The following is a 23,526-nucleotide window of genomic DNA, read 5'->3' on the forward strand; positions in this document are numbered from 1 at the left end:
GCACTCGGAGAGGCACTCAGAACTGGAGGGACTTGGTCTGGAGGTACTCGGAGAGACCGTGCGGGCCGAGCTCGCGGCCCACCCCCGACTGCTTGTAACCGCCGAAGGGCGCCAGCGGGTTGAAGCGTCCGCCGTTGATGTCGACCTGTCCGGTGTCCATGCGGCGGGCGAAGGCCACGGCCTCCTCGTCGTCCGCGCCCCAGACCGCGCCGGCCAGCCCGTACACGGTGTCGTTGGCGATCCTCAGGGCGTCGTCCACGTCCTCGTACCGCAGGATCGAGAGCACCGGGCCGAAGATCTCCTCCTGCGCGATGGTCATGGCGGGTGTGACGTCGGCGAACACGGTGGGGCTGACGTAGTAGCCCAGGTCCTTGGGTGCGTCGGGGCCGCCGGCGACGAGGCGGGCACCCTCCTCGATGCCCTTCTCGATGTAACCCCGCACCCGGGCCTGCTGCTTGGCGTTGACGACGGGGCCGACCCGCTCGCCCGGTACGTACTTGGCCACGGCCGTGGCGGCGAGGCTCACGGCCTCCTCGTACCGGTCGGCGTCGACCAGCATCCGGGTCCACGCGCTGCACGTCTGGCCGGAGTTGGACATCACGTTGGCCACGCCGACGTTGACCGCCTTGGCGAGGTCGGCGCCGGGCAGGATCACATTGGCGGACTTGCCGCCCAGCTCCAGCGCGACGCGCTTGACCGCAGCTCCGGCGGTCGCCCCGATCCGCCTGCCGACGGCCGTGGACCCGGTGAACGAGACCAGGTCGACGTCCTCGTGTCCGGCGAGCGCCTCTCCCGCGACCGCCCCGATGCCGGTGACCAGGTTGAAGACACCGGCCGGCAGGCCCGCCTCCTGGGTCGCCTCGGCGAAGAGCTGCGCGGTGAGCGGGGTGTCCTCGGCCGGCTTCAGGACGACGGTGCAGCCCGCGGCCAGTGCGGGGGCCACCTTGGCGACGATCTGGTGGAGCGGGTAGTTCCAGGGCGTGATGGCGCCGACGACGCCGACGGGCTCCAGCAGGACCGTGGAGTTGCCGAGCTTCTCCTCGAAGGCGTAGGAGGCGGCCAGCTCGGCGTACGAGCCGGCGACCAGCACCGGGAGGCCCGCGTGGACCGTCTGCGACAGCGGCAGTGGCGAGCCGAGCTCGGCGGTGACGGTCTCGGCGATCTCGTCCTTACGGGCGGCGAGCACGTCGCGCAGCGCGGTGATCCTCGCGGCGCGCTCGGCGGGCGGGGTGGCGGCCCAGCCGGGGAAAGCGGCGCGCGCGGCACGTACCGCGGCGTCCACGTCGTCGGCGGTGCCCGCCGGGACATGGCCGATGACCTGCTCGTCGGCCGGGTTCACGACCGCGATCGTGTCCTGTCCTGACGCGGGCCGCCACTCCCCGCCGATGTACATCCCGTCGTGCGCCTTCATGGCTGTTCCTCCCGTGCTCGCTGTGCCTGCCGTACTCGCTGCGCCTGCCGCCGAACCCTGCGTCGTCGTACGGACGGATGCCGTCCCGGCCTAAATTAGCGCTGTTAGTTTTATGACGCCAGGGAACCACCCGAGACACAGGTCACGGAGACCGGGACGGCGTTGAGCACCGCGGTGCCGGACAGCGGGTCCAGAAGGGTGCCGTCCAGGAGCTGGTTCACATTGACGCCGGGATCCGCCCCGGCCACCGACATACGAGTGCCGGGCCGGCTGTGGCCCCAGCCGTGCGGGAGGCTCACGACCCCGGCCCGTACCGCGTCGGTGATCTCGGCCGGGGCCTCGACCTCGCCGCCCGCCGCGGTGATCCGGGCGGTGTCGCCCGCCGCGAGTCCGATCCGGGCCGCGTCCTCGGGGTGGATCTGGAGGGTGCAGACGTTCGAGCCGCCGCGCAGCGAGGCGACGTTGTGCATCCAACTGTTGTTGGACCGCAGATGCCGCCGCCCGACCAGGACGAGACCCGCGGGCCTGGCGTCGAGCGAGGCGCGGAGCCGGGGAAGATCGGCTGCGATCGGCGCGGGGAACAGCTCGATGCGGCCGCTGCGGGTCCTGAGCACCTGGGGGACGCGCGGCTCCAGCGGGCCGAGGTCGATCCCGTGCGGCCGTGCGACGAGGTCGTCCAGCGTGAGGTCGTACGGGCCGAGGCGCAGCATCAGGTCCAGCCGCCGTTCGGCCCCGGTGGTGCCGGTCAGCTCCCCGGCGAGCGAATCGGGGAGCCCCGCCTTGGTGAGTGTCGTGGCGATGACCAGGTCGTCGACGGCCTCGGGCGGCGCGCCGTGCCTGCCGCCCACCGCGAGGACGAGCCGGGCGAGGATCTCGCCCTCGTCCATCGCCCCCTCCTCCAGCGGGACCGCGGGAGGGCTGTAGCGGACCTGGTTGCGGACGGCCAGGGAATTGAAGGCGAAGTCGAAGTGGGCGCTCCGCGAGGGCGGCGGCGGAGGCAGCACGACATCCGCGTGGCACGCGGTCTCGTTGAGATACGGATCGACGCTGACCATGAAGTCGAGGCCGTCGGCGAGCGCCCGGTCCAGGCGGTCCCCGTCGGGCGCCGAGAGGACCGGGTTGCCCGCGATGACGATGAGCGCCCGTATCCGGTCCTGCCCCGGCGTCTCGATCTCCTCGGCCAGCGCGGTGACCGGCAGCTCCCCCTTGGCCTCGGGGTGTCCGGAGACCCGGCTGCTCCAGCGGCCGAGGGCGAAGCCCTTCCCCGGGGCGGCGGCGCGGGGGGCGCGGGCGGTGGCGGAGAGCGGGAAGAGGGCGCCGCCGGGGCGGTCCAGGTTGCCGGTGAGGATGTTGAGCACGTCGACGAGCCAGCTGGCCAGGGTGCCGTGCTCGACGGTGCAGCTGCCGATGCGTCCGTAGACGGCCGCGCTCGGGGCGGCCGCCAGCTCACGGGCGATCTCGCGGATGGCGTCCGCGGCCAGGTCGCAGGCCCCGGCGACCGCCTCGGGGGTGAAGTCCGCGACGGCTTCGGCCAGTTCGTCGTAGCCGTCCAGGTGCTCGGCGAGGGCTCCGGGGTCGGCGAGCTTCTCCTCGACGAGTACCTGGGCGAGCGCGGCGAGCAGCAGGGCGTCGGTGCCCGGCCTGATGGCGGCGTGCCGGTCGGCGAGCCGCGCCGTGCGCGTACGGCGCGGGTCGATGACGGTGAGGGTGCCGCCGCGCCTGCGGAGCGCCTTGAGCCTGCCGGGGAAGTCGGGGGCGGTGCACAGACTGCCGTTGGACTCCAGCGGGTTGGCGCCGATCAGCAGCAGATGGGCGGTGCGGTCCAGGTCCGGGACGGGGATGGCGTTGGCGTCCCCGAAGAGCAGCCCGCTGGAGACGTGCTTGGGCATCTGGTCCAGGGTGCTGGCGGTGAAGACGTTGCGGGTGCCGAGCGTGGACAGCAGCAGCGGCGGATAGAGCCCGCCCGCCATCGTGTGCACATTGGGGTTGCCGAGGAAGACCCCGACGGCCTGCGCGCCGTGTTCCCGTACCAGGGCCGGGATCTTCGCGGCGATGGTGTCGAAGGCCTCGCCCCAGGTTGCTTCGCGCAGGACGCCGTCCGTGCGGACGAGCGGGGTGCGCAGCCGGTCCGGGTCGGCGTCGAGGCCCCCGAAGGAGGCACCCTTGGGGCAGATGAAGCCCTTGCTGAAGACGTCCTCGCGGTCACCGCGGGCACCGGTGACCTCGGTTCCCTCGATCGTGAGGGTGAGCCCGCAGGTGGCTTCGCAGAGCGGGCAGACGCGCAGAGCGGTACGGGATGCGTGGGACATGGGCCCTCCCCGGGGCGGCGGCAGCGGTGGCGCGCGGGCGTGATCCGGCGTCCCGCGGCGCGCTCGGTGGCCGCGGGCTCCGACGAACCGAGCATACCGACCGGTACGGATGCTGGCGAGGCGCTCGACGCCGCCCGCCGCCGCGCCCCCTATCCGAGCACCCCCGCGAGATAGGCCCGTAGCAGGATCCGGGTCTCCGCTATCAGGTCCGGGTCACCCACCGGGTCCGCACGGAAGGCGAGTTGGAGCAGCGCGTCGGCGGCCTGCACACAGACCACGACGGTGCGGAGCAGACGCTCGGCCGACACCGCCTCCTCGCGCCCCCGGCCCAGATGCCCGGAGAGCAGCTCCGTCAGACGCTCGGCGACGCGCCGGTTCGCCTCCACGTCGATCGGCCCCGATGCGGGCACGGGAGGGCCGAAGTCGACGAGGGAGAACCCGGCGACGGAGCGCTTCATCGCCAGGTACTCGTCGAGTACGGCGTCGATGGCCTCGCGCCACTCCCGCTCCGGGATCGCTTCGAGGCGGGCGACGATCCGCCCGGCGTAGACCTCGAGGTTGCGCTCGGCCAGGGCGTCGACCAGCGCTCTCTTGTTGGGGAAGAAGCGGTAGACGGAGCCGATGGGCACACCGGCCCGGTCGGCCACCGCCCGGGTGGAGAGCTGCTCGTAGCCGGTCTCGTCGAGCAGCTCGGCGCCGGCGTCGAGGATACGGGCGAGACGGTCGGCGCTGCGCTGCTGCACGGGGACGCGTCGGAGGTTCGTATGAGCGTGGGACACGGCTCCATGATGCCCTTATGCCGTTGACGGGCCACGTTTCGATTCCTACGGTGATCCATAGGATTCTTCGTCAGGGGATCCACGGGACTCCTCATCCACCGGGAGCGCACAATGACCAGCGGCATCGAGCAGGCGAGGAAGACGGCGGCGAATCTCGGCCACAGCCCCGGTTTCGGCAACGAGCACAGCTCGGAGGCCGCCCCCGGCGCCCTGCCGCACGGCCGCAACTCGCCCCAGCGCGCACCCCTCGGACTGTACGCGGAACAGCTCAGCGGCTCGGCCTTCACCGAACCGCGCGCCCACAACCGCCGGTCCTGGCTCTACCGGATCCGCCCTTCGGCCGCCCATCCCCCCTTCGTCCGCACCGACAACGGCACCCTGCGCACCGCCCCCTTCACCGAGAGCGTCCCCGACCCCAACCGGCTCCGCTGGGACCCGCTCCCCGAGCCCGCACCCGGCACGGACTTCCTGACCGGGCTGTGGACGCTGGGCGGCAACGGCGACGCCACGCGGCGCACCGGCATGGCCGTGCATCTGTACCGCGCGAACTCCTCCATGACGGACCGGGTGTTCAGCGACTCCGACGGGGAGCTCCTGATCGTCCCCGAGCACGGCGGCCTGCTGCTGCGGACCGAGCTGGGCCTGCTGCGGGCCGAGCCGGGCCATGTGGCGCTGATCCCGCGTGGTGTCCGCTTCCGTGTCGAGCTGCTGGACGCCACCGCCGGCGGCTACGTCTGCGAGAACTACGGCCGGCCCTTCGTCCTGCCCGACCTGGGGCCGATCGGCGCCAACGGCCTGGCGAACGCGCGTGACTTCCTGGCGCCCGTCGCGGCGTACGAGGACCGCGACGAGCCGGTCGAGGTGATCAACAAGTTCTGCGGGAACCTCTGGTCGGCGACGTACGACCACTCACCGCTCGATGTGGTCGCCTGGCACGGCAACCACACTCCGTACGTCTACGACCTGCGGCGCTTCAACGTGATGGGCACGATCAGCTACGACCACCCCGACCCGTCGATCTTCACCGTGCTGACCTCGCCGTCCGACACCCCGGGGCTCGCGGGAGTCGACTTCGTCGTCTTCGCCCCGCGCTGGCTGGTCGGCGAGGACACGTTCCGCCCGCCGTACTTCCACCGCAACGTGATGAGCGAGTACATGGGCCTGATCGAGGGCGCGTACGACGCCAAGGCGGACGGCTTCGTGCCGGGCGGCGGGTCGCTGCACAACATGATGTCGGCGCACGGCCCGGACGCCGCGACCTTCGACCGGGCGAGCGCGGCGGAGCTGAAGCCGCAGCGGATCGACGACGGCCTGGCGTTCATGTTCGAGACCCGCTGGCCGGTCACGGCGACCGCCCAGGCCGCGGGCGCGGACCATCTCCAGCGCGGGTACGACGACGTGTGGCAGGGTCTGACCCGCAACTTCCGGCCGTGAGAGCGCACCGACGGCCGCACCGCACGGTGATCGGGGGAACGAGATGAATCAGGTGAACGAGGCGAGCCCACCCGGCTTCGCACCCGACTCCCTCGTGCTGAACCGGAAGCTGCCCCTGTGGTACCAGGTCTCGCAGTCCCTGCGGGCCTCCATACTGGGCCGCCCCCAGGACTCCTCCACCCGGCTGCCCACCGAGGAGCAGCTCGCCCTGCACTACGGCGTCAGTGTCCTCACCATGCGCCAGGCCCTCAAGGAGCTGGAGAGCGAAGGGCTGATCAGCAGGCACCGGCGGCGCGGCACCTTCATCGAGCCACGCGCCAGGAGGGTGTCACCGGTCCGGCTGATGGGTTCGATCGACGCGATCGTCGCCCAGCAGTCGGGCGAGCGGACGACCGTGCTCGGCCACGGCCGGACGCCGGTGCCGGGTGATCTCGCCGAGTTCTTCCCCGGCTGCCCCGAGGTGGTCAGCTACCGCAGGCTCCGCTGCGACGAGGAGAGCGGCGAGCCCACCAACTGGGCGGAGAACGCGGTCCGCCCGGAGATCGCGGCCCGGCTCGACGTGGCCGATCTGGAGCGCTGGCCGATGACCAAGGTGCTGCGGGACGCCGTCGGCGTACGGATCTCCCGGATCACGGACACCGTCGAGGCGCGCCTCGCCGACCCGGTCACGGCCGAGCTGCTCCAGGTCCCGCTGCTCAGCCCGATCCTGCACTACACGGGTGTGGCGTACGACGAGGACGGCACGGTGGTCGATGTGGCGCGCATCCGTTACCGGGGCGACCGCTTCTCCTTCTCCGTGACCGTCGACGCGCACTGACGGCGGGACGCGACCCGGCGCTCGTGGCGGCTGCGGGACATGACCGGCGGGCTCGTGACGACGGCGGGCGGTCGTTACGATGCCGAAGGGCCGCAGCGGCGGCGGACGTGGCGACGGGGAGGACGACGCACGGTGGCAGCACGGGTGGCGGCCGAAGCCGGCGGGGACGACGCGCTCCCGCTGCTGGACGACCTCATGCCGTGGTCGGTGCGTCCCCTGAGACCGGGGCGCTCCTGGGTGACCGCCCCGGACGCCGCCTCGCTCCGGGCCCGCTGGGACCTGCTGGTGCGGGCGGAAGGCGCCGAGCAGGAACGCCTGTTCCGGCCGAGCCGCTCGCGCACGCCGCTGACCCCGGCCGCGGCACTGCCTGGCAGGTCCACGGGGACGAGTGCGTTCGCCCGGGACCCGGGCCCGTACCCGGAACCGGTACGGATCTCGCACGGGCCCTTCGACGAACAGTGGCTGATTCCCGACCATCGGCTGCTCGACGCGGCCCGCCCCGAGCTGTGGCGGGTCGCCGACGGACACCAGATCTTCGCCGTCGAGCACGGCTATGTGCCCCAGGACGGCGGCCCCGCCCTGTCCGCGACCGCGCTGCTGCCCGACGGGCACTCCCCCGCGGGGCGGCCAGGACGGATACGGCCGCTCCATCGGCGGCCCGGCGCGCAGGATCCCAATCTCACGCCGGGGCTCGCGGCCGAGCTGACCACCAGGTACGGGACGCAGGTCACCGCCGAGTGCGTCCTGGCCTGGGCCCTCGCCGCCGCGCGCCCCTCCCCCGCAGGGCCGCTGGTGCCGCTGCCCGCCGACGCCGCGCTGTGGGCCGAGGGCGTGGAGCTCGGCCGGGAGCTGTTGCGGCTCCAGCTGCGCGGGGCACGCGGCGGGGAACGCCCACGTCTGCCCGGCGGCCGGCGCCCGTATGTGCGGGCCGCCCTCCCGCCCAGGCCGGCCGGTCTGCGCTACGAGGCCGACGAGGAGACGCTCTTCATCGGTGAAGGCCGGATCTCGCCGGTGCCCGCCGGGGCCTGGGACTTCCGGGTCAGCGGGGTACGGGTGCTGGAGCTGTGGTTCGAGCGCCGCACCGAGCCGTCGGACGGACAGGCGGCGGACGGACAGGCGGCGGAGGGACTGGCGGCGGAGGGACCGCGCGGCTGGCCTCAGGAGCGGACGTCGGAGCTGCTGGAACTGATCACCGTCCTGGCGCTGCTCTCCGGACTGCTACCCCGGCAGCAGGCGCTGCGGGACCGGCTGGAGGAGGCGGACGTCCTGACCCGGGAGGCGCTGCACGCGGCCGGGGTGCTTCCCGCACCGGCGTGGGCACGGCGGCCCGCGTCCGTGCTCGACCACCAGGAGGAGGGCCCCGAAGGGCAGTTCGCGCTGCTCTGAGAGGCAGCGGGGAAGAGCCGACGCCGATGGTGCCGTACCGGCGCTGGGGAAGCGGCTGGGGGAGCACACCGACGCAACACTGCCGGCCCTGGGGATGACGGACGGGCGGACAGCAGCACTGCGCCGGGACGAAGTGATCGTGGGCTCGGCCCCGAGCGGAGGGCCGGACCGTCGTGGAGCCGTCGGTCAGCGGCGGCTGCCGAAGAGCGAGCGCCGCAGTCGCCGCAGCGGGGCGAAGAGCGAGACACGCGCGCTCCTGCTCCTGCGGGTGTGCGCGGCGTCGCGCGAGGTCAGTTCGAGCATCAGCAGCGTCGCTTCCGCCGACTCGCGCTGCGGCACGACAGGTCCGCCCAGCACTGCGAGATGGCGGTCGAGGCGCGAACTGGTCGCACCGCTCCCACATGTGATGGCAGGCACACGCGGCCTGCTGCGCACCGTTATCTGTTCCATGTCACTCCCCACCCGTACGAGGGCACCCGGCCCGGGCAGGTTAACCCTATCGTCCCCCGGTCACACTCGTGTATCCCGGCCGGAGGATTGCACTCCCGTACGCGGTGGTTGACGCCCCGTCACCGGATCCTGCCGGTTCCGGGGCGTGTTGGGTTAGCTTGGAGGGGATTCATCCGTACTGCGCACCGCTGCTGATGGAGGGTCACCGATGAGCGAAGTCCCGGGCACCGGACGTGTGATCGCGGATCGTTACCGCCTTCTCGACCCGCTGGGCGAGGGCGGGGCGGGCATCGTGTGGCGCGCCCGTGACGAGGTGCTGGGGCGCGAGGTGGCCGTGCGTGAGGTGCGGGCGCCGTCGTCCCTGTCCGCGGCCGACACCGAGCTGCTGAACTCCCGTATGGAGCGGGAGGTCAGATCGGCGGCCCGCCTCTCGCACCGCAACGCCGTCGCCGTCCATGACGTCGTCGTCCAGGACTCCCGCCCCTGGATCGTGATGGAGCTGGTCCGGGGGCTCGCCCTGTCCGACGTCCTGGAGGCCGACGGCCCGCTGTCCCCCCGGCGCGCGGCCCGGATCGGCGCCGAGGTCCTCGCGGCGCTGCGGGGCGCCCACGGGGCCGGGATGCTGCACCGCGACGTGAAGCCGCGCAACGTCATGCTGGCCAACGACGGGCGGGTGATGGTGAAGGACTTCGGCATCACCCCGGCCGACGGCGCGGGCCTCACCCCGACAGGTGAACCGATCGGCTCGCCCGAATACCTCGCGCCCGAGCGTGCGCTGGGGCGCACGCCGGGGCCCGAATCCGATCTCTGGTCGCTCGGAGTGCTTCTGTACGCCGCCACCGAGGGCCGGTCCCCGTTCGGCCGGAATTCTCCGCGCGACACCCTGCGCGCGGTGACCGACGAGGAGCCGCCCGCCCTCCTGCGGGCGGGCGCGCTCGCCCCCGTCATCGAGGGGCTGCTCCGCAAGGACCCGGCCGAGCGCCTCACGGCCGCGGACGCGGAGCGCAGGCTGCGGATCCTGGCCGTGGGCGGGAACGGATCGTCCGGCGGCGGTGCGGCCGGCCCGCCGCCGCCCCCTCCGAAGGAGGAGGAGGCCATCGCGGCAACGGCCGGGAATCCCAAGGCCACCTCGCCGGACACGTCACCGGACACCTCGTCGGGCACCTCGTCGGGCACCCAGGAGCCCGTCGGCCGTGCCGGCCTCACGAGACGTGCGGGCATTCTGGTGGCCGTGGTCGCCGTGGTCGCGCTGCTGATCGCAGGAGGCCTCGTCTGGGCCCTGGCGGGCGGCGACGACGACGGCGACGCGGACGACAGGAGCGGCGGCCGGGCATCGCCCGTGACCGTCGTGGTGCACGAGGAGGGGCCCCCTGGAACGGCGGATTCACCGGACCGGGGCCCCCTCCTCGGCGCGTGACCCGGGTGCGGTCAGGCGTTCGCGCTGAGAACGGGCAGGTAGCCGCCCGACTGCCCGGCGGCGGTGGGGTGGTAGGACTGACCGATGTTGAGCAGGTCCAGACTGTGCAGCCAGGCGTCGCCGGAGCAGATCTCGTGCCCGGTGAAGGTCGAGGTGACGTCGCCGAAGGTGAAGCCGTGGTCCGCCGCACGCTTGGCGGTCGCGGCGTTGAGGTAGTCGGCGGCGCCGTTGATGGCGGACCGCTTCGCCTCGCTCAGACCGACGAGGCAGCTGCCGCCGAGCTGGTAGAAGCGGGGGTAGCCGAGCACGACGACATGGGCCGATGGCGCCTTGGCACTGATCGCCGCGTACACGGAGTCGAGCTGACCCGGGAGAGTCGAGTCGACGTACGCGCGGGCGGTGGCGATCCGGTTCAGACAGGTGGCCTCGGACTGCAGGACACAGGTGGTCATGACATCGGAGAAGCCCGCGTCGTTGCCGCCGATGGAGATCGAGACGAGGTCGGTCCCGGAGTTCAGGGGGCCGAGCTGACCGGCCGTGACATCGCCCGTCCTGGCCCCCGAGCAGGCGGTGAAGGCGAACGATGCGGGGTTGTTGGCCGCCTCCCAGAGAGCGGGGTACGCGCGGGTGCTGCGCTTGCAGTCGCCACTCCCGCTGTCGTAGCTGCCGGCGCCGACGCCTGACGCGTACGAGTCACCGAGGGCGACGTAGTCGACGGCCGCCGATTCCTGGGCCTGGGCGACGCCGGCACCGGTCAGAGCGAGAAGGGTGCCGAGCAGGAGAGAGGACGAGAACGCCACGAGTCTGGACATTTTCATGGAACCTCCTTGGGCAGGATCTCTGCCTACTCCGTAGTAAGCAGCACCGACCGGAATTTCGGAAGTGTCCATGCCAAGAAGCTTCGACAACGCCTTCTTGACGCCCCCCTGGCGGTACGTCACATTGAAATCCGGCATCCGGCGCGCTGGGGGGCGAAGTCGACCATGCGGATCATCAACCACGAGACGGTGACAGTCCGGGCAGACACACCATCCGTAATGGGAAGCGTCAATTCCGCAGCGGACCGTGACAGTTCCGCAGAAGTCTCGAAAGTGCGGGACATCCGCGGATGTCATGCCATACAGTTCCAATCGTCAATACCGTCGTAGATCAACCCGCGAAGGCCCATCACGCAGGCGGCTCCAGGGGAGGGCTCAGGCAGCCGCGGTGGATACCCGAGCGGGGCACGGTAGGGGGGTGCCGTGCTCAGCGTCCGCACTCGTTCGAGTCGGTCGCCGTGCGGCCATTTTTGCCACCTCATCCAGCCAGCTCGGAGCGCCATACCGTCATGGCCGGAGTGAGAACCCCCCTTTCGAACCGGACCTTTATCCGGACAGCCCGGGGGCGGGCCGTCCACCGGACGAGAGGGAAAAGAATCATGAGTTCAGTTCTGCCTTCCTCGATCAGACCTGCCGTCGAAGAGACCGAATCCGTTCGCATGGGGAGCGCATACCGGCCGATCTCTTCGCACCTCGCGATAGCGCCACCGGTAAGTGTCGTGATCCCCGCCATGAATGAGGCGGAGAATCTTCCTCATGTCTTCAGGACACTGCCCGACTGGATTCATGAAGTCGTGCTCGTCGACGGGAATTCGACCGACGACACCGTGCGGGTGGCCCGGGAACTCCGGCCGGACGTCGTGGTCGTCAAGCAGGTCGGCAAGGGCAAGGGCGACGCCCTGATCAGTGGCTTCGCCGCCTGCACCGGCGAGATCATCGTGATGGTCGACGCGGACGGCTCGGCGGACGGCGAGGAGATCGTCAGCTATGTCTCCGCCCTGGTCGGCGGCGCCGACTTCGCCAAGGGCTCCCGCTTCGCCAACGGCGGCGGCACGGACGACATGACGCCCGTCCGCAAGCTCGGCAACCGGGCGCTGTGCACGGTGGTCAACCGCAAGTTCGGAGCCCGCTACACCGACCTCTGCTACGGCTACAACGCCTTCTGGAAGCACTGCCTTGACCGGATCACCCTGGACTGCACCGGCTTCGAGATCGAGACCCTGATGAACATCCGGGTGGTCAAGGCCGGTCTGCGAGTCCAGGAGGTGCCCAGCCACGAGTACAACCGCATCCACGGGGTCAGCAATCTCAGTGCCGTACGGGACGGCCTCCGGGTGCTACGGGTGATCCTCAAGGAGAAGGGGAAGCGCCGCGGCGGGCGCAGGACGGCGGCCGTTCCCGCCGTGATCGGCCAGGGACGGACCCTGTGAGTCCACGCGACTTCTCCGTCGTCATCTGCGCGTACACCGAGGAGCGCTGGCAGGACATCCTCCAGGCCGTCGCCTCGGTCCGCGCACAGTCCCTGCCGGCCGGAGAGATCCTCCTGGTGGTGGACCACAATCCGGCGCTGCTGCGCCGCCTCACCGGGGAGTACGAGGACACCCCGGAGGTGCGGGTCCTCGCGAACGCGGGCCCGCGCGGCCTGTCGGCGGGCCGGAACACGGGCATCGCCGCGTCCCGCGGCGCGATCGTCGCCTTCCTCGACGACGACGCGGTGGCGGAGCCGGACTGGCTGCGCCACTTCGACAAGGGCTACGACGATCCGGAGGTGCTGGCCGTCGGCGGCCGGACCCTGCCCTCGTGGGCCTCGGGCCGCAGGCCGCTGTGGTTCCCCGAGGAGTTCGACTGGGTCGTCGGGTGCACCTACCTGGGCCTGCCGCCCGGCACGGTCCGCGTCCGTAACGTCCTCGGTGGCAACGCCTCGTTCCGGCGTACGGCCTTCGACGCGGCGGGCGGCTTCGCCACCGGCATCGGGCGGGACGGCGACAAACGGCCGCTGGGCGGTGAGGAGACCGAGCTGTGCATCCGGCTGAGCCGGGCGCTCCCCCACGCCGTCCTGCTGATCGACGACCGCGCCGTGATCCACCACAAGGTCCCCCGGGTGCGCGAACGCTTCGGATACTTCCGCACCCGTACGTACGCCGAGGGGCTCTCCAAGGCACTCGTCGCCCGGAGCGTCGGTGCGGGCCGGGGCCTGGAGTCCGAGCGCCGCTACACCACCCGGGTGCTCCCGGCCGGAGTGCTGCGGGGCGTACGCGACTTCCTGCTCGGCCGTCCCGGCGGAGCGGGCCGGGCGGGCGCCGTCGTGACGGGGGTGCTGGCGGCGGCGGCCGGCTACGCGGTGGGGAGCGTACGGGTCCGGCGTGCCGGTGTGTCCTTCGCCGTGCCGGCGATCCAGTCGGCCGTCACGCCCGAGGAGGTCGGTCGAGCGTGGCCGTACCGATCCTGATGTACCACGCCGTCGGCCGCCGCCCGGCCGACGGCGTGTACGGCCTCTCGGTGTCGCCCGGCGCCTTCCGTACGCAGATGGAGATCCTGGCCGGGCGCGGCTTCACCCCGCTCACCACGGCCGCGCTTGGCGAGCACTGGCGCACGGGGCGGCCCCTGCCACCCCGGCCGGTGCTGATCACGTTCGACGACGGCTACGAAGGGGTGCACCGGCACGTCCTGCCGGTGCTCGCCGAGCACGGTTTCGCGGCCACCGTCTTCGTCACCACCGGCTGGCTGCGCGGGGCGTACGACGAGGGCGGCGCGCCGGACACCATGCTCGACTGGGGCCAGGTGCGCGAGCTCACGGCGACGGGCGTGGAGATAGGCGGCCACAGCCACACCCACCCGCAGCTCGACCAGCTCGACGGGGCAGGGCTGCGGGCCGAGACCGTGCGCTGCCGGGAGATCGTCACCGCCGAACTCGGCACTGCCCCGGCCTCCTTCGCCTATCCCTACGGCTATTCCACCCGCCGGGTGCGGCAGTCGGTACGGGCGGCCGGCTTCACGCAGTCCCTCGCCGTGGGCAACGCCCTGGCGCGCCGCCGCCAGGGCCCCTACGCCCTGGAGCGGGTGACGGTCAGGCGCTCCACAGGCGCCGCCGAGTTCGCGCGGCTGATCGAGGGCCGGTCGGTCGCCCGGACGTTCGCCGTGGACCGGGTGCTCACCAAGGGGTTCGCGCTCGTGCGCGGCGCGCGCCGGGCCCGCCACGGGTTCGGCGGCCCCGGCTGACCCCGGCTCCCGAAACATGGGTGCGCGGGGTGCCGCTGTGCCGGATCATGGGCGTCATGTCTGCCAACCCCGAGTCCGCCCTGCCGATCCGCCTCAACGTCGACGACAGCGATTCGCCGTCCGACGTCGTGGACGCACTGTTCCTGGGCCGCTTCGCGACGGGCGAGCAGCCTTACTCGCACAGTTCCTCCCTGGACCGGGTCAAGCCGGGGGCGACCCTGCTGCCCCCGGCCGCCGAGGTGCTGAGGTCCGCCCGGGACGACGACCGCAGCGCGACCCTCGCCGAGGGCGACGGCTGGACGCTGCTGATCTCCCGCTGGAGCCGGGGCGCCGACGTCACGGTCACCGCCACCACCGCCGAGCTGGCCGAGAAGATCCTCTCCGAGGTGACCGACGGCGCCCAGGACGAGCCGGAGCCGCAGCCCGACAACGTGACCATGGGCTTCTGGTACGTCTCCCCGCGCCGCGGCCCGCACCGCACCACGCGACAGATCGCGGCCGGCACCTGGGACGAGGTCAGGTCCAACTACACGGCTCCGGTGGCCGATGCGATGGGCCGCCTGATGAAGGTCACCCCCGACGACATCTCCGGCCGGCTGCTCCTGCTGCACGGCCCTCCGGGCACCGGCAAGACCTCGGCCCTGCGCACCCTCGCCCGGTCCTGGCGGGACTGGTGCCAGGTCGACTGCGTCCTCGATCCGGAGCGGCTCTTCAACGACGTCGGCTATCTGATGGACATCGCGATCGGTGAGGACGACGGCTCGGCGAAGGGGCGGTGGCGGCTGCTTCTCCTGGAGGACTGCGACGAGCTGATCCGCGGCGAGGCCAAGCACACGGCGGGCCAGGCGCTGTCCCGGCTGCTCAATCTGACGGACGGCCTGCTGGGCCAGGGCCGCAATGTGCTGGTGGGCGTGACGACCAACGAGGACCTGGAGCGGCTGCACCCCGCCGTGGTCAGGCCCGGCCGCTGCCTGGCCCGTATCGAGGTGGGTTCGCTGACCCGGTCGGAGTCGGTGTCCTGGCTGGGCACCGAGGAGGGGCTCGGCCGCGAGGGCGCGACGCTGGCCGAGCTGTACGCCCTGCGCCGGGGCAGCGGCCCCGCGTCGGTGCCGAAGCAGGACGCGGGGGCGGACGCCGGGCTGTACCTCTGATCCGCCGTGCCTCCGTGCGCTATCGCGCGTAGGCCGCGCGTACGGCGTCCTCGGCCAGGGCCAGCGCGTCGGCCCTGGACAGGCCGAGGCGCTGGGCCTGCTCGGCGTACTCCTGCGCGGCCGTCGCCGCGTGGCGGGCGGCCGCGTCACCCGCGGCGGCGACGAACGTCCCGTTGCGCCCTCGCGTCTCGATCACCCCGTCGGTCTCCAGCGCGCGATAGGCCTTGGCCACGGTGTTGGCGGCGAGCCCCAGGTCCCCGGCGAGGCCGCGGACGGTCGGGAGGCGGTAACCGACGGGCAGGACGCCGGAGCGCGCCTGTTCGGAGAGCTGGGCGCGCAATTGCTCGTACGGGGCGGTGGCGGAGTCCGGGTCAACGGCGATCTTCAGAGTCACGCGCCGATTCTCTCCCACCGTGGTCCGCGCCGCCGATGCCCGCCGCCGGAAAATCGGGGGCGGCCCGGCCGTGTCCCGCGTTAGCGTCCGCCCCATGACGGTACTGGTACGTGACTTCCTGCCGGCCGACGCCGAGGCCTGGGTACGGGTGCGGCGTGCCGCGCTGCCGTACATGGTGACGACCCCTGAGCAGGTCCTGGCCGACCTGGCCGACGCCCATCCCGCCCGGCGGTACCGGCTGCTGGTCGCCGAGCAGGACGGCGAGGTCATCGGGACCGCGCAGGTGGGCATCTCGCACGAGAGCCCTGAGCCGGGCCAGGGGTTCTGCAATCCGTATGTTCATCCGGACAGGAGGCGGCGAGGCGCGGGGTCGCTGCTTGTGCGGGCAGGTGAGGAGCATCTCGCCGGCGCCGGTGCGGCCGTCGTCCACACCTGGGTCCTCGACGAGCCGCACAACCGGACGTTCGCCGAGAAACGCGGCTATGCGGCGCGCAGGCCGGCGCACTTCCTCCACCTGGGCCTCGACGACGGCGCCTTGCCGCCGCTCCAGGATCCCCCTCCCGGGGTCGGGCTCCTCACGGCCGCCGACTTCGAGGACGATCCGCGCCCACTGTTCGAGGCCGACGCGGAGGTGACCGCGGACGAGCCGGGCGACATCCCGGTGGAGCTCTCCGACTACGAGGACTGGCTGTCCTCCACCTGGCGGCGGCCCGGCTTCGACCGCGCGCTCACCACGGTCGTGACGGTGGACGGGCGGATCGCGGCGTTCAGCGCGGCGCAGACCGACGGCCTGAACCGCTACTGGTCGGCCATGACCGGCACACTGCGCGCCTTCCGCGGCAGAGGGCTGGCCAAGCTCGCCAAGAACAACTCCCTGCACCGGGCGCGGGCCGCCGGGTACACGGACGCCTACACCGGCAACGACGCCGGGAACGGCCCGATGCTGGCGGTCAACCGCTGGTTCGGCTACGAGATCTGCGCCACGGAGGTACGTCATGTCCACGAGATCGGCTGAGCCGGGCCCCATCCTCACGGTGGCCCTGGTCAAAGCGGGCCGCACGAAGATCCGTTACCCGGCCGAGCAGGTCGGCGACGACGGCACCCGCATCACGGTCCGTGCCCCGTGGGCGGCCCCGGGGGTCCGGGACTTCGGCTTCGTACGCTTCGAGCCCGGCGATGTCTTCACCGAGCACTACTGGCGCGACAGGTGGTACGCGGTGAAGGAGGTCCGCACCGCCGCCGGACAGCTGAAGGGCTGGTACTGCGACATCACCCGCCCCGCCGTGCCGCGGGGCGCCGAACTCCTCGTCGAGGACCTGGACCTGGACCTGTGGGTGTCGGCGGACGGCACATCCGTGCTGCGGCTCGACGAGGACGAGTTCGAGGAGAGCGGCCTGGCCGACAGCGACCCCCTGGCGGCACAGGCGGCCGTCCGGGCCCTGGACGAACTGGATCACCTGGCCCGCACGGATGGGCTGGCGGGGCTGCTCGGCTGAGCAGGGAGCTCCCCCGGGGCGTTAATGTGCATCATACACACAACGGGTATGCTGCACATGTACGGCGTCATAGAGCCATGGGGCGTCGGAACATCCGACGAGCCGAAGGAACAGCGCAATGTCACTGGAGAACAAGACAGCGATCGTCACCGGCGGTGCGTCCGGTATCGGCGAGGCCGTCACACGGCTCTTCGTCGAGCGCGGTGCGCGGGTCGTCGTCATCGACCTTCAGCAGGAGGCGGGGGACGCCGTCGTCGCCGATCTGGGCGATGCCGTGGTGTTCATCCAGGGGGACGTCTCCGACCGGTCGGTCGCCGAGCGCGCGGTAGCCACAGCCGTGGAGCACTTCGGCAAGCTGGACATCCTGGTCAACAACGCCAGCGCGTCAAGGGTCAGGCCCTTCGTGGAGCAGACCGAGGACGACTGGAAGCTCGCCCTGGACACCGGTCTCTTCGCCACCCGCAACTTCATGGTCGCAGCGCACCCGGAGCTGCGGCGGACCCAGGGCGCCGTCGTGAACTTCGCCTCGGGCGCGGGCATCGACGGCCAGCCGAACCAGGCGTCGTACGCGGCGGCCAAGGAGGCCATCCGTGGCCTGAGCAGGGTCGTCGCCAACGAATGGGCCGCCGACCAGATCCGGGTCAACGTCGTGTCGCCGATGGCGAGGACGGCAGGTGTCGCCCAATGGGCCGAGGCCAACCCCGAGCAGTACCGGCTCTCCGCGGCCAAGGTCCCGCTCGGCCGCTTCGGTGACCCGATGAAGGACGTCGCGCCGGTCGTCGCCTTCCTGGCGAGCGACGACGCCCGGTACATCACGGGCCAGACCCTGATGGCCGACGGCGGAGCGATCAAGCTCCGCTGAGCCGGGCGGCCCCCCTGCCAGGGGGCCACCGATCAGGGGGCCACCAACTCCACCTCGAACCCGGCGGTGTTCTCCAGGTACGCCGCGTAGTGCCCGCTGCCGCCGGCGTACGGATGGCGGTCAGGGAAGAGCAGCCGCCAGCCGCGGCCTGGGGCGCGCGCCACCAGCGCGTCGAGCGTGGCGCGGTCCCCGACGTGGAACGCCAGGTGGTTGAGGCCCGGACGCAGCCGGTCGTGCGTGCGCGCCGCCAGGTCCGGCGACTGCTCGGCCACCACATAGCTGTCGCCGCGCCGCCAGCTCCGGCCGTACGCCCAGCGCTGGTACGGGACATGGCCCAGCTCGCCCAGCAGCCAGCCCCACTCCGCGTCCGCCTCGGCCAGGTCGGGCACCCACAGCTCGATGTGGTGCATCCGTCCGGTGGGTCCCGCCGCCACCGGCAGCGGGACCGCGCGCCGGATGCCCTCGGGTGCGTACGCGACGGTGTCGGCGTCCTCGTGCCAGTGGATCAGGAAGCGCTGCTCGGCGCGGTATCCGTCGAGGCCGGCACGGCAGTACGCCACCATGTCGTCGGGCAGCGCGTCCAGGGGGAACCAGTCCAGCTCGGAGCACTTGTCCGGCTCCGCGTTGCGGGGCGGGCGCGCGGGGTCGTGGTCCGCCTCGAAGAACCAGCCCATCCTGGGGCTGCCGCCCGGCCCCCTGTGCTGCATGACCAGGGCCACCCGGAGCTCGTCCGGGTCCAGCGTGACGCCGATCTCCTCGGCCGCCTCCCTGACCATCGCCGCCCGGACGTCCTCGCCGTCCTCCGCGTGTCCCGACGGGGCGTGGAGCAGCCCGTCCGCGTACCCGGTGCCGGCCCGCCGGGCGAGCAGCACGTCGGATCCCCTGCGCAGGATGAGGTGGACGTCGACGACCTCGGTGTGCCGGTGCGGCGGTTCGGCGCGGGCCACCAGGGCGTACCTCTCGTCGTCGACCTCCTTGCCCCAGAGGCTGGAGTCCCCGGAGAGCGGCTCGTGGTGGACACGCTCCGTGTGCCCACCCAGCAGCGCCATGAGGTCGGCCGCGGAGATCCCCGTGCCGTCCCACACCCCTTCGATCAGCACCAGCCGCCCACCCGGCCGCAACAACGAGAACCAGTGCCGCAGGACGGCCGCAGGATCGGGCAGCAGCCACACGAGGTGCCGGGCGAGGATCACGTCGAACCGCTGCTTGCCGACCGGGGGGTGCGCCGCGTCCCCGACGAGCACCTCGGTGCCGGTCCCGGCGAGCTTGGCCCGCGCCTGGTCCACCATGCGTGACGACCGGTCGACGGCGGTGACGCGGTGCCCCTGGCAGGCGACGAGCAGCGCCAGGCTGCCCGTGCCGCATCCGAGATCGAGGACAGCGGAACGCCCGGTGGGCAGCCAGGTCTCCATCCGCCGCGCCCAGGCACCGCGGACCACCGGGTCGTTGAGCCCGTGGTCGGGTTCCTCGTCGAAGGAGTCGGCGGCGGCGTCCCAGTCGATCGTGGTCATACCCGCAATACTCTCAGCCACCACCGACAGCCCGTCGGACCCGCTTCGGCCACCCTGTTCACGTACCGCTCGATCCCCGGCCATACACAGCGTGTGTACATGACATCAACTCCCGGCAACGTGTCCGAGGTTGGCGCAGATCAACCGAGGAGGACGAACCGTGGTCGCGTATTCCGTGTCCCGCAGGCAGATGTTCGGATTCGGCGGGGCGGCAGCCGCCGCGCTGATGCTCGGGACGGGAGCGTGGGAGGCGCAGTCCGCGTTCGCCGCGCCCACCCTGAAGGGTGACCCGTTCACCCTGGGTGTCGCCTCGGGCGACCCGACGTCGGACGGCGTCGTGCTCTGGACACGCCTGGCCCCCGATCCCTTCGCGCAGGACGGCCTCGGCGGGATGCCGGCGAAGCCCGTACGTGTCCACTACGAGGTGGCGCTCGACGAGCGGTTCCGCCGGGTCGTACGCCGAGGCAGTGTCGTCGCGACCCCCGAACTGGCGCACTCCGTCCACCCCGAGGTGCACGGGCTCGCACCCGACCGCACCTACTGGTTCCGCTTCAAGGCCGGCTCCGCGATCTCCCCCGTGGGCCGTACGCGCACCACCCCCGCCCCCTCGGACGACCCGCGCGACCTGAAGTTCGCCTTCGCCTCCTGCCAGGCCTGGCAGGACGGCTACTTCACCGCGTACCACCACATGGCGCAGGAGGACCTGGACCTGGTGGTGCACCTGGGTGACTACCTCTACGAGTCCGGCGTCAAGACGAACAAGCGCGGCGTGGAGACGGACCCGAAGTTCCACACGGAGACCCTGGACCTCGCCCGCTACCGCCTCCAGTACGGCCTCTACAAGTCCGAGGCACCGCTCCAGGAGGCGCACGCCGCCTTCCCGTGGATCATGACGTTCGACGACCACGAGGTGGAGAACAACTGGGCGGGCGAGATCTCCGAGAACGACGACGACCCGGAGGTGTTCCTGCTGCGCCGGGCCGACGCCTTCCAGGCGCTGTACGAGCACGCGCCGCTGCGTCACAGCCAGTTGCCGAACGGCCCCGACGTACAGATGTACCGCAGGCTCTCCTACGGCAGGCTCGCCGACTTCACCATGCTCGACACCCGCCAGTACCGCGACGACCAGCCGTGCGGCGACGGCACTTCGTCCGACTGCGCGGAGCGCCTCGACCCTGCCCGGACCCTGCTCGGTGCCCGGCAGCGGGACTGGGTCCACAAGGGCTTCAGCCGCTCGCAGGCACGCTGGCAGATCCTCGGCAACCAGGCCCCGATGGGCCAGACCGACCAGGATCCGGGCCCGGGCACCACGGTCTGGATGGACCCGTGGGACGGCTACGTCGCCGAGCGCAACCGGCTGCTCGCCGAGGCGGACAGCCGCGGGGTGCGCAATCTGGTCGTGATCACGGGCGACCGCCACCAGAACTACGCCTGGGACCTCAAGCGCGACTACGCCGACCCGGAATCGGCGACCGTGGGCTCGGAGTTCGTGGGCACCTCGATCACCAGCGGCGGCGACGGCGCCGACATGACGGATCAGGGCGAGACGTTCCTCGCGGCGAACCCGCACATGAAGTTCTTCAACAACCAGCGGGGCTACGTACGCGTCACGGTGGACCAGGACCGCTGGACGAGCGACTTCCGAGTCCTCCCCCACGTCACCACCCCGGGCGCCGACATCACCACCCGCGCCACCGCGGTGGTGCAGGACGGCACCCCCGGCGTCGAGATCTGACCCGCCGCGGCGGTGGGGGGTTACGGACAGAGACCCGGCCGATATGCCCGTTTCTCTTGTCCGTAGCCTCCCCCGAGCCGTTTCCCTGAGGGGTGGGCTAAGGGGTCCTTAAGTGCGGCATAAGCATGGTGAGCTGGGGGTTTTAGGGTGCGGATCGCCGGGGGGCGGCGGCTAGTTTGACGGCGTTCTGTCGTGCGTCGAAGGAGGACCATCATCATGGCCGTCACCACTGCCAGCCGCCGCAGGGTCGCCGGGCGCGTCGTCGCGCTCGGCGCCGTTCCGCTCGCGCTGACCGCCCTGACCGCCGCGCCGGCCGCCGCCCACGGCTCGCTGAGCGATCCGGTCAGCCGGGTCTCGGCCTGTTTCGCGGAAGGGCCGGAGAGCCCGCAGTCGGCGGCGTGCGAGGCGGCGGTGGCGGCCGGCGGCACCCAGGCGCTGTACGACTGGAACGGCGTGAACATCGCCAACGCGGCGGGCAAGCACCGTGAGCTGATCCCGGACGGTCAGCTGTGCAGCGCGGGCAACGACAAGTTCAAGGGGCTCGATCTGCCGCGCGCCGACTGGCCGTCCACGGCCATGAAGGCGGGCAGTCACACCTTCCGGTTCCGGGCGACCGCTCCGCACAAGGGCACGTTCGAGCTGTACCTGACCAAGGCGAGCTACGACCCGACGCAGCCGTTGACGTGGTCGGACCTGGGGGAGAAGCCGTTCGCCTCGGCCACCGACCCGACGTTGGAGGACGGGTCGTACGTCTTCGACGGCACCGTCCCCGAGGCGTCGGGGCGGCAGTTGATCTACACGGTCTGGCAGCGGTCGGACTCCCCCGAGGCCTTCTACGCCTGCTCCGATGTGGTCTTCGGCGGGGGTGCCCCCTCCACCACGGACGCCGCCACCGCGCCGTCCGAGTCGGAGATCGATGAGGGTGCCGACAAGTCGTCCGTCGAGCACGGCGGGCACGGGGACGACGACGCGTCGACCGGTGCGGAGGTGACCGCGGCGGCCCCCGCTCCCGAGGCCGGTGACACGGGCGGGGCCGGGGCCAATGCTCCCGAGCCGGACAGCGCAGGCGCCTCCCCCGCGGACGGGGCCCCGGCGGACGAGGCACTCGCCGAGACGGGTGGCAGCAGCACCTCGTACCTCGCGATGGGCGGGGCCGCCGCGCTGGCCCTCGGGGCGAGCGCCCTGTTCCTCTCGGTGCGCCGCCGGTCCGCGGACGGTGCGCACCGCGCCTGAGGTGGTGACGACTGCCGGGGCCCCCGGAGAGTGTCCGGGGGCCCGGCGGTGGCGTTTCAGCCGATGGCCGAGGCGCAGGTGGTCGGGGTGGCGTGCGCCGGGTCGAGGGCGTTCGCCACCTCGTGGAAGGCGATCCTGTCGATGGTCCCGATCGCGACATGCTCGGACAGGTCGACCGGGCACAGGTCCTGGAGCAGGACGTTGTTCACCTCAGGCCCGTCCAGGTACTGCGTGCGGTACGGGGTCACGACTTCGTCGTACCGGGTCGCGATGACGGTGTAGTGGACCCCGGGCACGGTGTCGTCACCCGCGGTGAGCTTCGTGATGAACGCGGAGCCGGCGATCTGGTCGGCGAGGCCCGGGGTGTTCGTGGTGAGCAGGTCGTCGATCCCGGGGAAGTACGGCAGCAGCCCGGTGAGGCCGAGCAGCGTGGTGCCGTGGTTGTCGGGGGCGATCCCGACGAGCGCGTTCACCTTGTCGGCTCCGCCGAGGAACTTCAGGTAGTAGTTGGGCATCATGCCGCCCTGGGAGTGGCCGACGAGGTCGGCCTTCGGGGCGCCGGTGGCGTCGAGCACCCGGTCGACGTACGCGTCGAGCTGTTCTGCCGACTTGTCGATCGGGCCGAGGCCGTTGAAGAGCGGAACGCCCGGGAGCTGTCCGTAGTCGAGGGAGAAGACGCAGTAGCCCCGGTTGACGAGGTACGGCGCGAGGACCAGCCAGTTGTCGACGGAGTTCCCGAAGGTCCCGTGGACGAGGACGACGGGGCGTGGGTGGTCCGTGGAGGGTCGGCAGGAGTAGTCGTTCCATCCGCTGGACGGAGCTGCGGTTTCCGCCGCGGTCGCGGTCGCCGTGGGGGCGACGAGCGCGGCGACGGCGAGGATCAGGGCGGCGAGGGTGCGGCGTGCGCGTGGGGTGCGCCGGGCACGGGTCCAGGGCAGCATCGAGTGATCTCCTTGCGGCTCAAGGGAGTTGCGATGGCGTGCGCCCTGCGGTCCGGACCACAAGTGGGATACGTCTCTACGTGCTCATGCCAAGTTACGCATGAGTAAAGTCACAGGGGAAGTTACGCGTCGGTAAAAAGATTCCGGTGCCGCTGAGGCCTCA

General features: G+C 71.8%; 21 protein-coding genes. 13 read left to right on the top strand and 8 right to left on the bottom strand.

The window, feature by feature from the left end; translation table 11 throughout:
- Positions 1-16 precede the first annotated feature (16 nt).
- The 3 genes from AB0C75_RS11520 to AB0C75_RS11530 form a co-directional block, all read right to left on the bottom strand.
- Entirely contained in the window at positions 17-1,411 is a 1,395-nt protein-coding gene (locus AB0C75_RS11520; RefSeq protein ID WP_362889445.1) for an aldehyde dehydrogenase family protein, read from the bottom strand.
- Positions 1,412-1,521: 110 nt separating this feature from the next.
- On the bottom strand, positions 1,522-3,720 hold the full coding sequence (locus AB0C75_RS11525) for a molybdopterin oxidoreductase family protein (protein WP_362889447.1): 2,199 nt from the start codon (positions 3,718-3,720) through the stop codon (positions 1,522-1,524).
- Positions 3,721-3,869: 149 nt separating this feature from the next.
- Positions 3,870-4,499: a TetR/AcrR family transcriptional regulator gene (locus AB0C75_RS11530; protein WP_362889449.1), complete on the bottom strand. Its 630-nt coding sequence runs from the start codon at positions 4,497-4,499 to the stop codon at positions 3,870-3,872.
- 111 nt (positions 4,500-4,610) lie between these two features.
- Here AB0C75_RS11530 and hmgA point away from each other — a divergent pair, with 111 nt between their 5' ends.
- The 3 genes from hmgA (at position 4,611) to AB0C75_RS11545 (ending at position 8,136) form a co-directional block, all read left to right on the top strand.
- A complete protein-coding gene (gene hmgA / locus AB0C75_RS11535; protein ID WP_362889451.1) occupies positions 4,611-5,933 on the top strand; it encodes a homogentisate 1,2-dioxygenase in 1,323 nt (440 codons plus the stop codon).
- 43 nt (positions 5,934-5,976) lie between these two features.
- Positions 5,977-6,750, top strand: a complete 774-nt coding sequence (locus AB0C75_RS11540) for a GntR family transcriptional regulator (protein ID WP_362889454.1) — start codon at positions 5,977-5,979, stop codon at positions 6,748-6,750.
- A 132-nt stretch (positions 6,751-6,882) separates the two neighbouring features.
- The gene (locus AB0C75_RS11545; protein ID WP_362889456.1) at positions 6,883-8,136 is read left to right on the top strand and encodes a type ISP restriction/modification enzyme; all 1,254 of its coding nucleotides are present in this window, start codon (positions 6,883-6,885) and stop codon (positions 8,134-8,136) included.
- Between the two features lie 186 nt (positions 8,137-8,322).
- Here AB0C75_RS11545 and AB0C75_RS11550 read toward each other — a convergent pair whose 3' ends face one another.
- Entirely contained in the window at positions 8,323-8,586 is a 264-nt protein-coding gene (locus AB0C75_RS11550; protein WP_362889458.1) for a hypothetical protein, read from the bottom strand.
- A gap of 208 nt (positions 8,587-8,794) precedes the next feature.
- Here AB0C75_RS11550 and AB0C75_RS11555 point away from each other — a divergent pair, with 208 nt between their 5' ends.
- A complete protein-coding gene (locus tag AB0C75_RS11555) occupies positions 8,795-10,003 on the top strand; it encodes a serine/threonine-protein kinase (protein ID WP_362889460.1) in 1,209 nt (402 codons plus the stop codon).
- Between the two features lie 11 nt (positions 10,004-10,014).
- Here the strand turns inward: AB0C75_RS11555 and AB0C75_RS11560 are convergent, their stop codons facing one another.
- Entirely contained in the window at positions 10,015-10,821 is an 807-nt protein-coding gene (locus AB0C75_RS11560) for an SGNH/GDSL hydrolase family protein (RefSeq protein ID WP_362889462.1), read from the bottom strand.
- A gap of 659 nt (positions 10,822-11,480) precedes the next feature.
- Between AB0C75_RS11560 and AB0C75_RS11565 the strand changes: the two genes are divergently transcribed.
- From AB0C75_RS11565 to AB0C75_RS11580, 4 genes are read left to right on the top strand one after another with little or no spacing between them, the layout of a single operon-like run.
- The gene (locus AB0C75_RS11565; RefSeq protein ID WP_362889632.1) at positions 11,481-12,251 is read left to right on the top strand and encodes a glycosyltransferase family 2 protein; all 771 of its coding nucleotides are present in this window, start codon (positions 11,481-11,483) and stop codon (positions 12,249-12,251) included.
- Entirely contained in the window at positions 12,248-13,270 is a 1,023-nt protein-coding gene (locus AB0C75_RS11570) for a glycosyltransferase family 2 protein (protein WP_362889464.1), read from the top strand. Before AB0C75_RS11565 ends, AB0C75_RS11570 begins: the two co-directional genes overlap by 4 nt.
- Positions 13,270-14,040, top strand: a complete 771-nt coding sequence (locus AB0C75_RS11575; protein WP_362889634.1) for a polysaccharide deacetylase family protein — start codon at positions 13,270-13,272, stop codon at positions 14,038-14,040. The genes AB0C75_RS11570 and AB0C75_RS11575 overlap by 1 nt, the downstream gene beginning before the upstream one ends.
- A 56-nt stretch (positions 14,041-14,096) precedes the next feature.
- Entirely contained in the window at positions 14,097-15,191 is a 1,095-nt protein-coding gene (locus tag AB0C75_RS11580; protein WP_362889466.1) for a DUF5925 domain-containing protein, read from the top strand.
- Positions 15,192-15,210: 19 nt separating this feature from the next.
- On the opposite strand, the gene AB0C75_RS11585 is transcribed toward AB0C75_RS11580, so the two are convergent.
- Entirely contained in the window at positions 15,211-15,585 is a 375-nt protein-coding gene (locus AB0C75_RS11585) for a GntR family transcriptional regulator (protein ID WP_362889468.1), read from the bottom strand.
- A 94-nt stretch (positions 15,586-15,679) separates the two neighbouring features.
- Here AB0C75_RS11585 and AB0C75_RS11590 point away from each other — a divergent pair, with 94 nt between their 5' ends.
- From AB0C75_RS11590 to AB0C75_RS11600, 3 genes are all read left to right on the top strand, one after another.
- Complete coding sequence (locus tag AB0C75_RS11590) at positions 15,680-16,600, top strand: GNAT family N-acetyltransferase (RefSeq protein ID WP_362889470.1); 921 nt, start codon at positions 15,680-15,682, stop codon at positions 16,598-16,600.
- Positions 16,581-17,081, top strand: a complete 501-nt coding sequence (locus AB0C75_RS11595) for a DUF402 domain-containing protein (RefSeq protein WP_362889472.1) — start codon at positions 16,581-16,583, stop codon at positions 17,079-17,081. The genes AB0C75_RS11590 and AB0C75_RS11595 overlap by 20 nt, the downstream gene beginning before the upstream one ends.
- Before the next feature lie 118 nt (positions 17,082-17,199).
- Entirely contained in the window at positions 17,200-17,943 is a 744-nt protein-coding gene (locus AB0C75_RS11600; protein ID WP_362889474.1) for a glucose 1-dehydrogenase, read from the top strand.
- Between the two features lie 32 nt (positions 17,944-17,975).
- Here the strand turns inward: AB0C75_RS11600 and AB0C75_RS11605 are convergent, their stop codons facing one another.
- Positions 17,976-19,454 carry a trifunctional class I SAM-dependent methyltransferase/NUDIX hydrolase/VOC family protein gene (locus AB0C75_RS11605; RefSeq protein ID WP_362889476.1) on the bottom strand — a complete coding sequence of 493 codons (1,479 nt, stop codon included), beginning with the start codon at positions 19,452-19,454 and terminating at the stop codon, positions 17,976-17,978.
- Positions 19,455-19,614: 160 nt separating this feature from the next.
- On the opposite strand from AB0C75_RS11605, the gene AB0C75_RS11610 reads away from it, so the two are divergent.
- Together AB0C75_RS11610 and AB0C75_RS11615 are read left to right on the top strand one after the other, a co-directional pair.
- Positions 19,615-21,189 (top strand): alkaline phosphatase D family protein, encoded by a 1,575-nt coding sequence (locus AB0C75_RS11610; protein WP_362889478.1) that lies wholly within the window; start codon positions 19,615-19,617, stop codon positions 21,187-21,189.
- Positions 21,190-21,405: 216 nt separating this feature from the next.
- Positions 21,406-22,422, top strand: coding sequence for a lytic polysaccharide monooxygenase (locus AB0C75_RS11615; RefSeq protein ID WP_362889479.1), 1,017 nt, complete (start codon positions 21,406-21,408; stop codon positions 22,420-22,422).
- A 56-nt stretch (positions 22,423-22,478) separates the two neighbouring features.
- On the opposite strand, the gene AB0C75_RS11620 is transcribed toward AB0C75_RS11615, so the two are convergent.
- Positions 22,479-23,363 carry an alpha/beta fold hydrolase gene (locus AB0C75_RS11620; RefSeq protein ID WP_362889480.1) on the bottom strand — a complete coding sequence of 295 codons (885 nt, stop codon included), beginning with the start codon at positions 23,361-23,363 and terminating at the stop codon, positions 22,479-22,481.
- Positions 23,364-23,526: the final 163 nt, after the last annotated feature.

This window comes from Streptomyces sp. NPDC048565, assembly GCF_040650935.1.
In the GTDB taxonomy this organism is placed as follows: Bacteria; Actinomycetota; Actinomycetes; order Streptomycetales; family Streptomycetaceae; genus Streptomyces.

Excerpts from the sequence above, each read along its gene's own strand:
- AB0C75_RS11575 (WP_362889634.1), top strand. The coding sequence starts at position 13,270 with ATGTACCACGCCGTCGGCCGCCGCCCGGCCGACGGCGTGTACGGCCTC.
- AB0C75_RS11615 (WP_362889479.1), top strand. The coding sequence starts at position 21,406 with ATGGCCGTCACCACTGCCAGCCGCCGCAGGGTCGCCGGGCGCGTCGTC.
- AB0C75_RS11590 (WP_362889470.1), top strand. The coding sequence starts at position 15,680 with ATGACGGTACTGGTACGTGACTTCCTGCCGGCCGACGCCGAGGCCTGG.
- AB0C75_RS11520 (WP_362889445.1), bottom strand. The coding sequence starts at position 1,411 with ATGAAGGCGCACGACGGGATGTACATCGGCGGGGAGTGGCGGCCCGCG.
- AB0C75_RS11555 (WP_362889460.1), top strand. The coding sequence starts at position 8,795 with ATGAGCGAAGTCCCGGGCACCGGACGTGTGATCGCGGATCGTTACCGC.
- AB0C75_RS11525 (WP_362889447.1), bottom strand. The coding sequence starts at position 3,720 with ATGTCCCACGCATCCCGTACCGCTCTGCGCGTCTGCCCGCTCTGCGAA.
- AB0C75_RS11550 (WP_362889458.1), bottom strand. The coding sequence starts at position 8,586 with ATGGAACAGATAACGGTGCGCAGCAGGCCGCGTGTGCCTGCCATCACA.
- AB0C75_RS11560 (WP_362889462.1), bottom strand. The coding sequence starts at position 10,821 with ATGAAAATGTCCAGACTCGTGGCGTTCTCGTCCTCTCTCCTGCTCGGC.
- AB0C75_RS11540 (WP_362889454.1), top strand. The coding sequence starts at position 5,977 with ATGAATCAGGTGAACGAGGCGAGCCCACCCGGCTTCGCACCCGACTCC.
- AB0C75_RS11600 (WP_362889474.1), top strand. The coding sequence starts at position 17,200 with ATGTCACTGGAGAACAAGACAGCGATCGTCACCGGCGGTGCGTCCGGT.
- AB0C75_RS11595 (WP_362889472.1), top strand. The coding sequence starts at position 16,581 with ATGTCCACGAGATCGGCTGAGCCGGGCCCCATCCTCACGGTGGCCCTG.
- AB0C75_RS11580 (WP_362889466.1), top strand. The coding sequence starts at position 14,097 with ATGTCTGCCAACCCCGAGTCCGCCCTGCCGATCCGCCTCAACGTCGAC.
- hmgA (WP_362889451.1), top strand. The coding sequence starts at position 4,611 with ATGACCAGCGGCATCGAGCAGGCGAGGAAGACGGCGGCGAATCTCGGC.
- AB0C75_RS11620 (WP_362889480.1), bottom strand. The coding sequence starts at position 23,363 with ATGCTGCCCTGGACCCGTGCCCGGCGCACCCCACGCGCACGCCGCACC.
- AB0C75_RS11605 (WP_362889476.1), bottom strand. The coding sequence starts at position 19,454 with ATGACCACGATCGACTGGGACGCCGCCGCCGACTCCTTCGACGAGGAA.
- AB0C75_RS11565 (WP_362889632.1), top strand. The coding sequence starts at position 11,481 with ATGGGGAGCGCATACCGGCCGATCTCTTCGCACCTCGCGATAGCGCCA.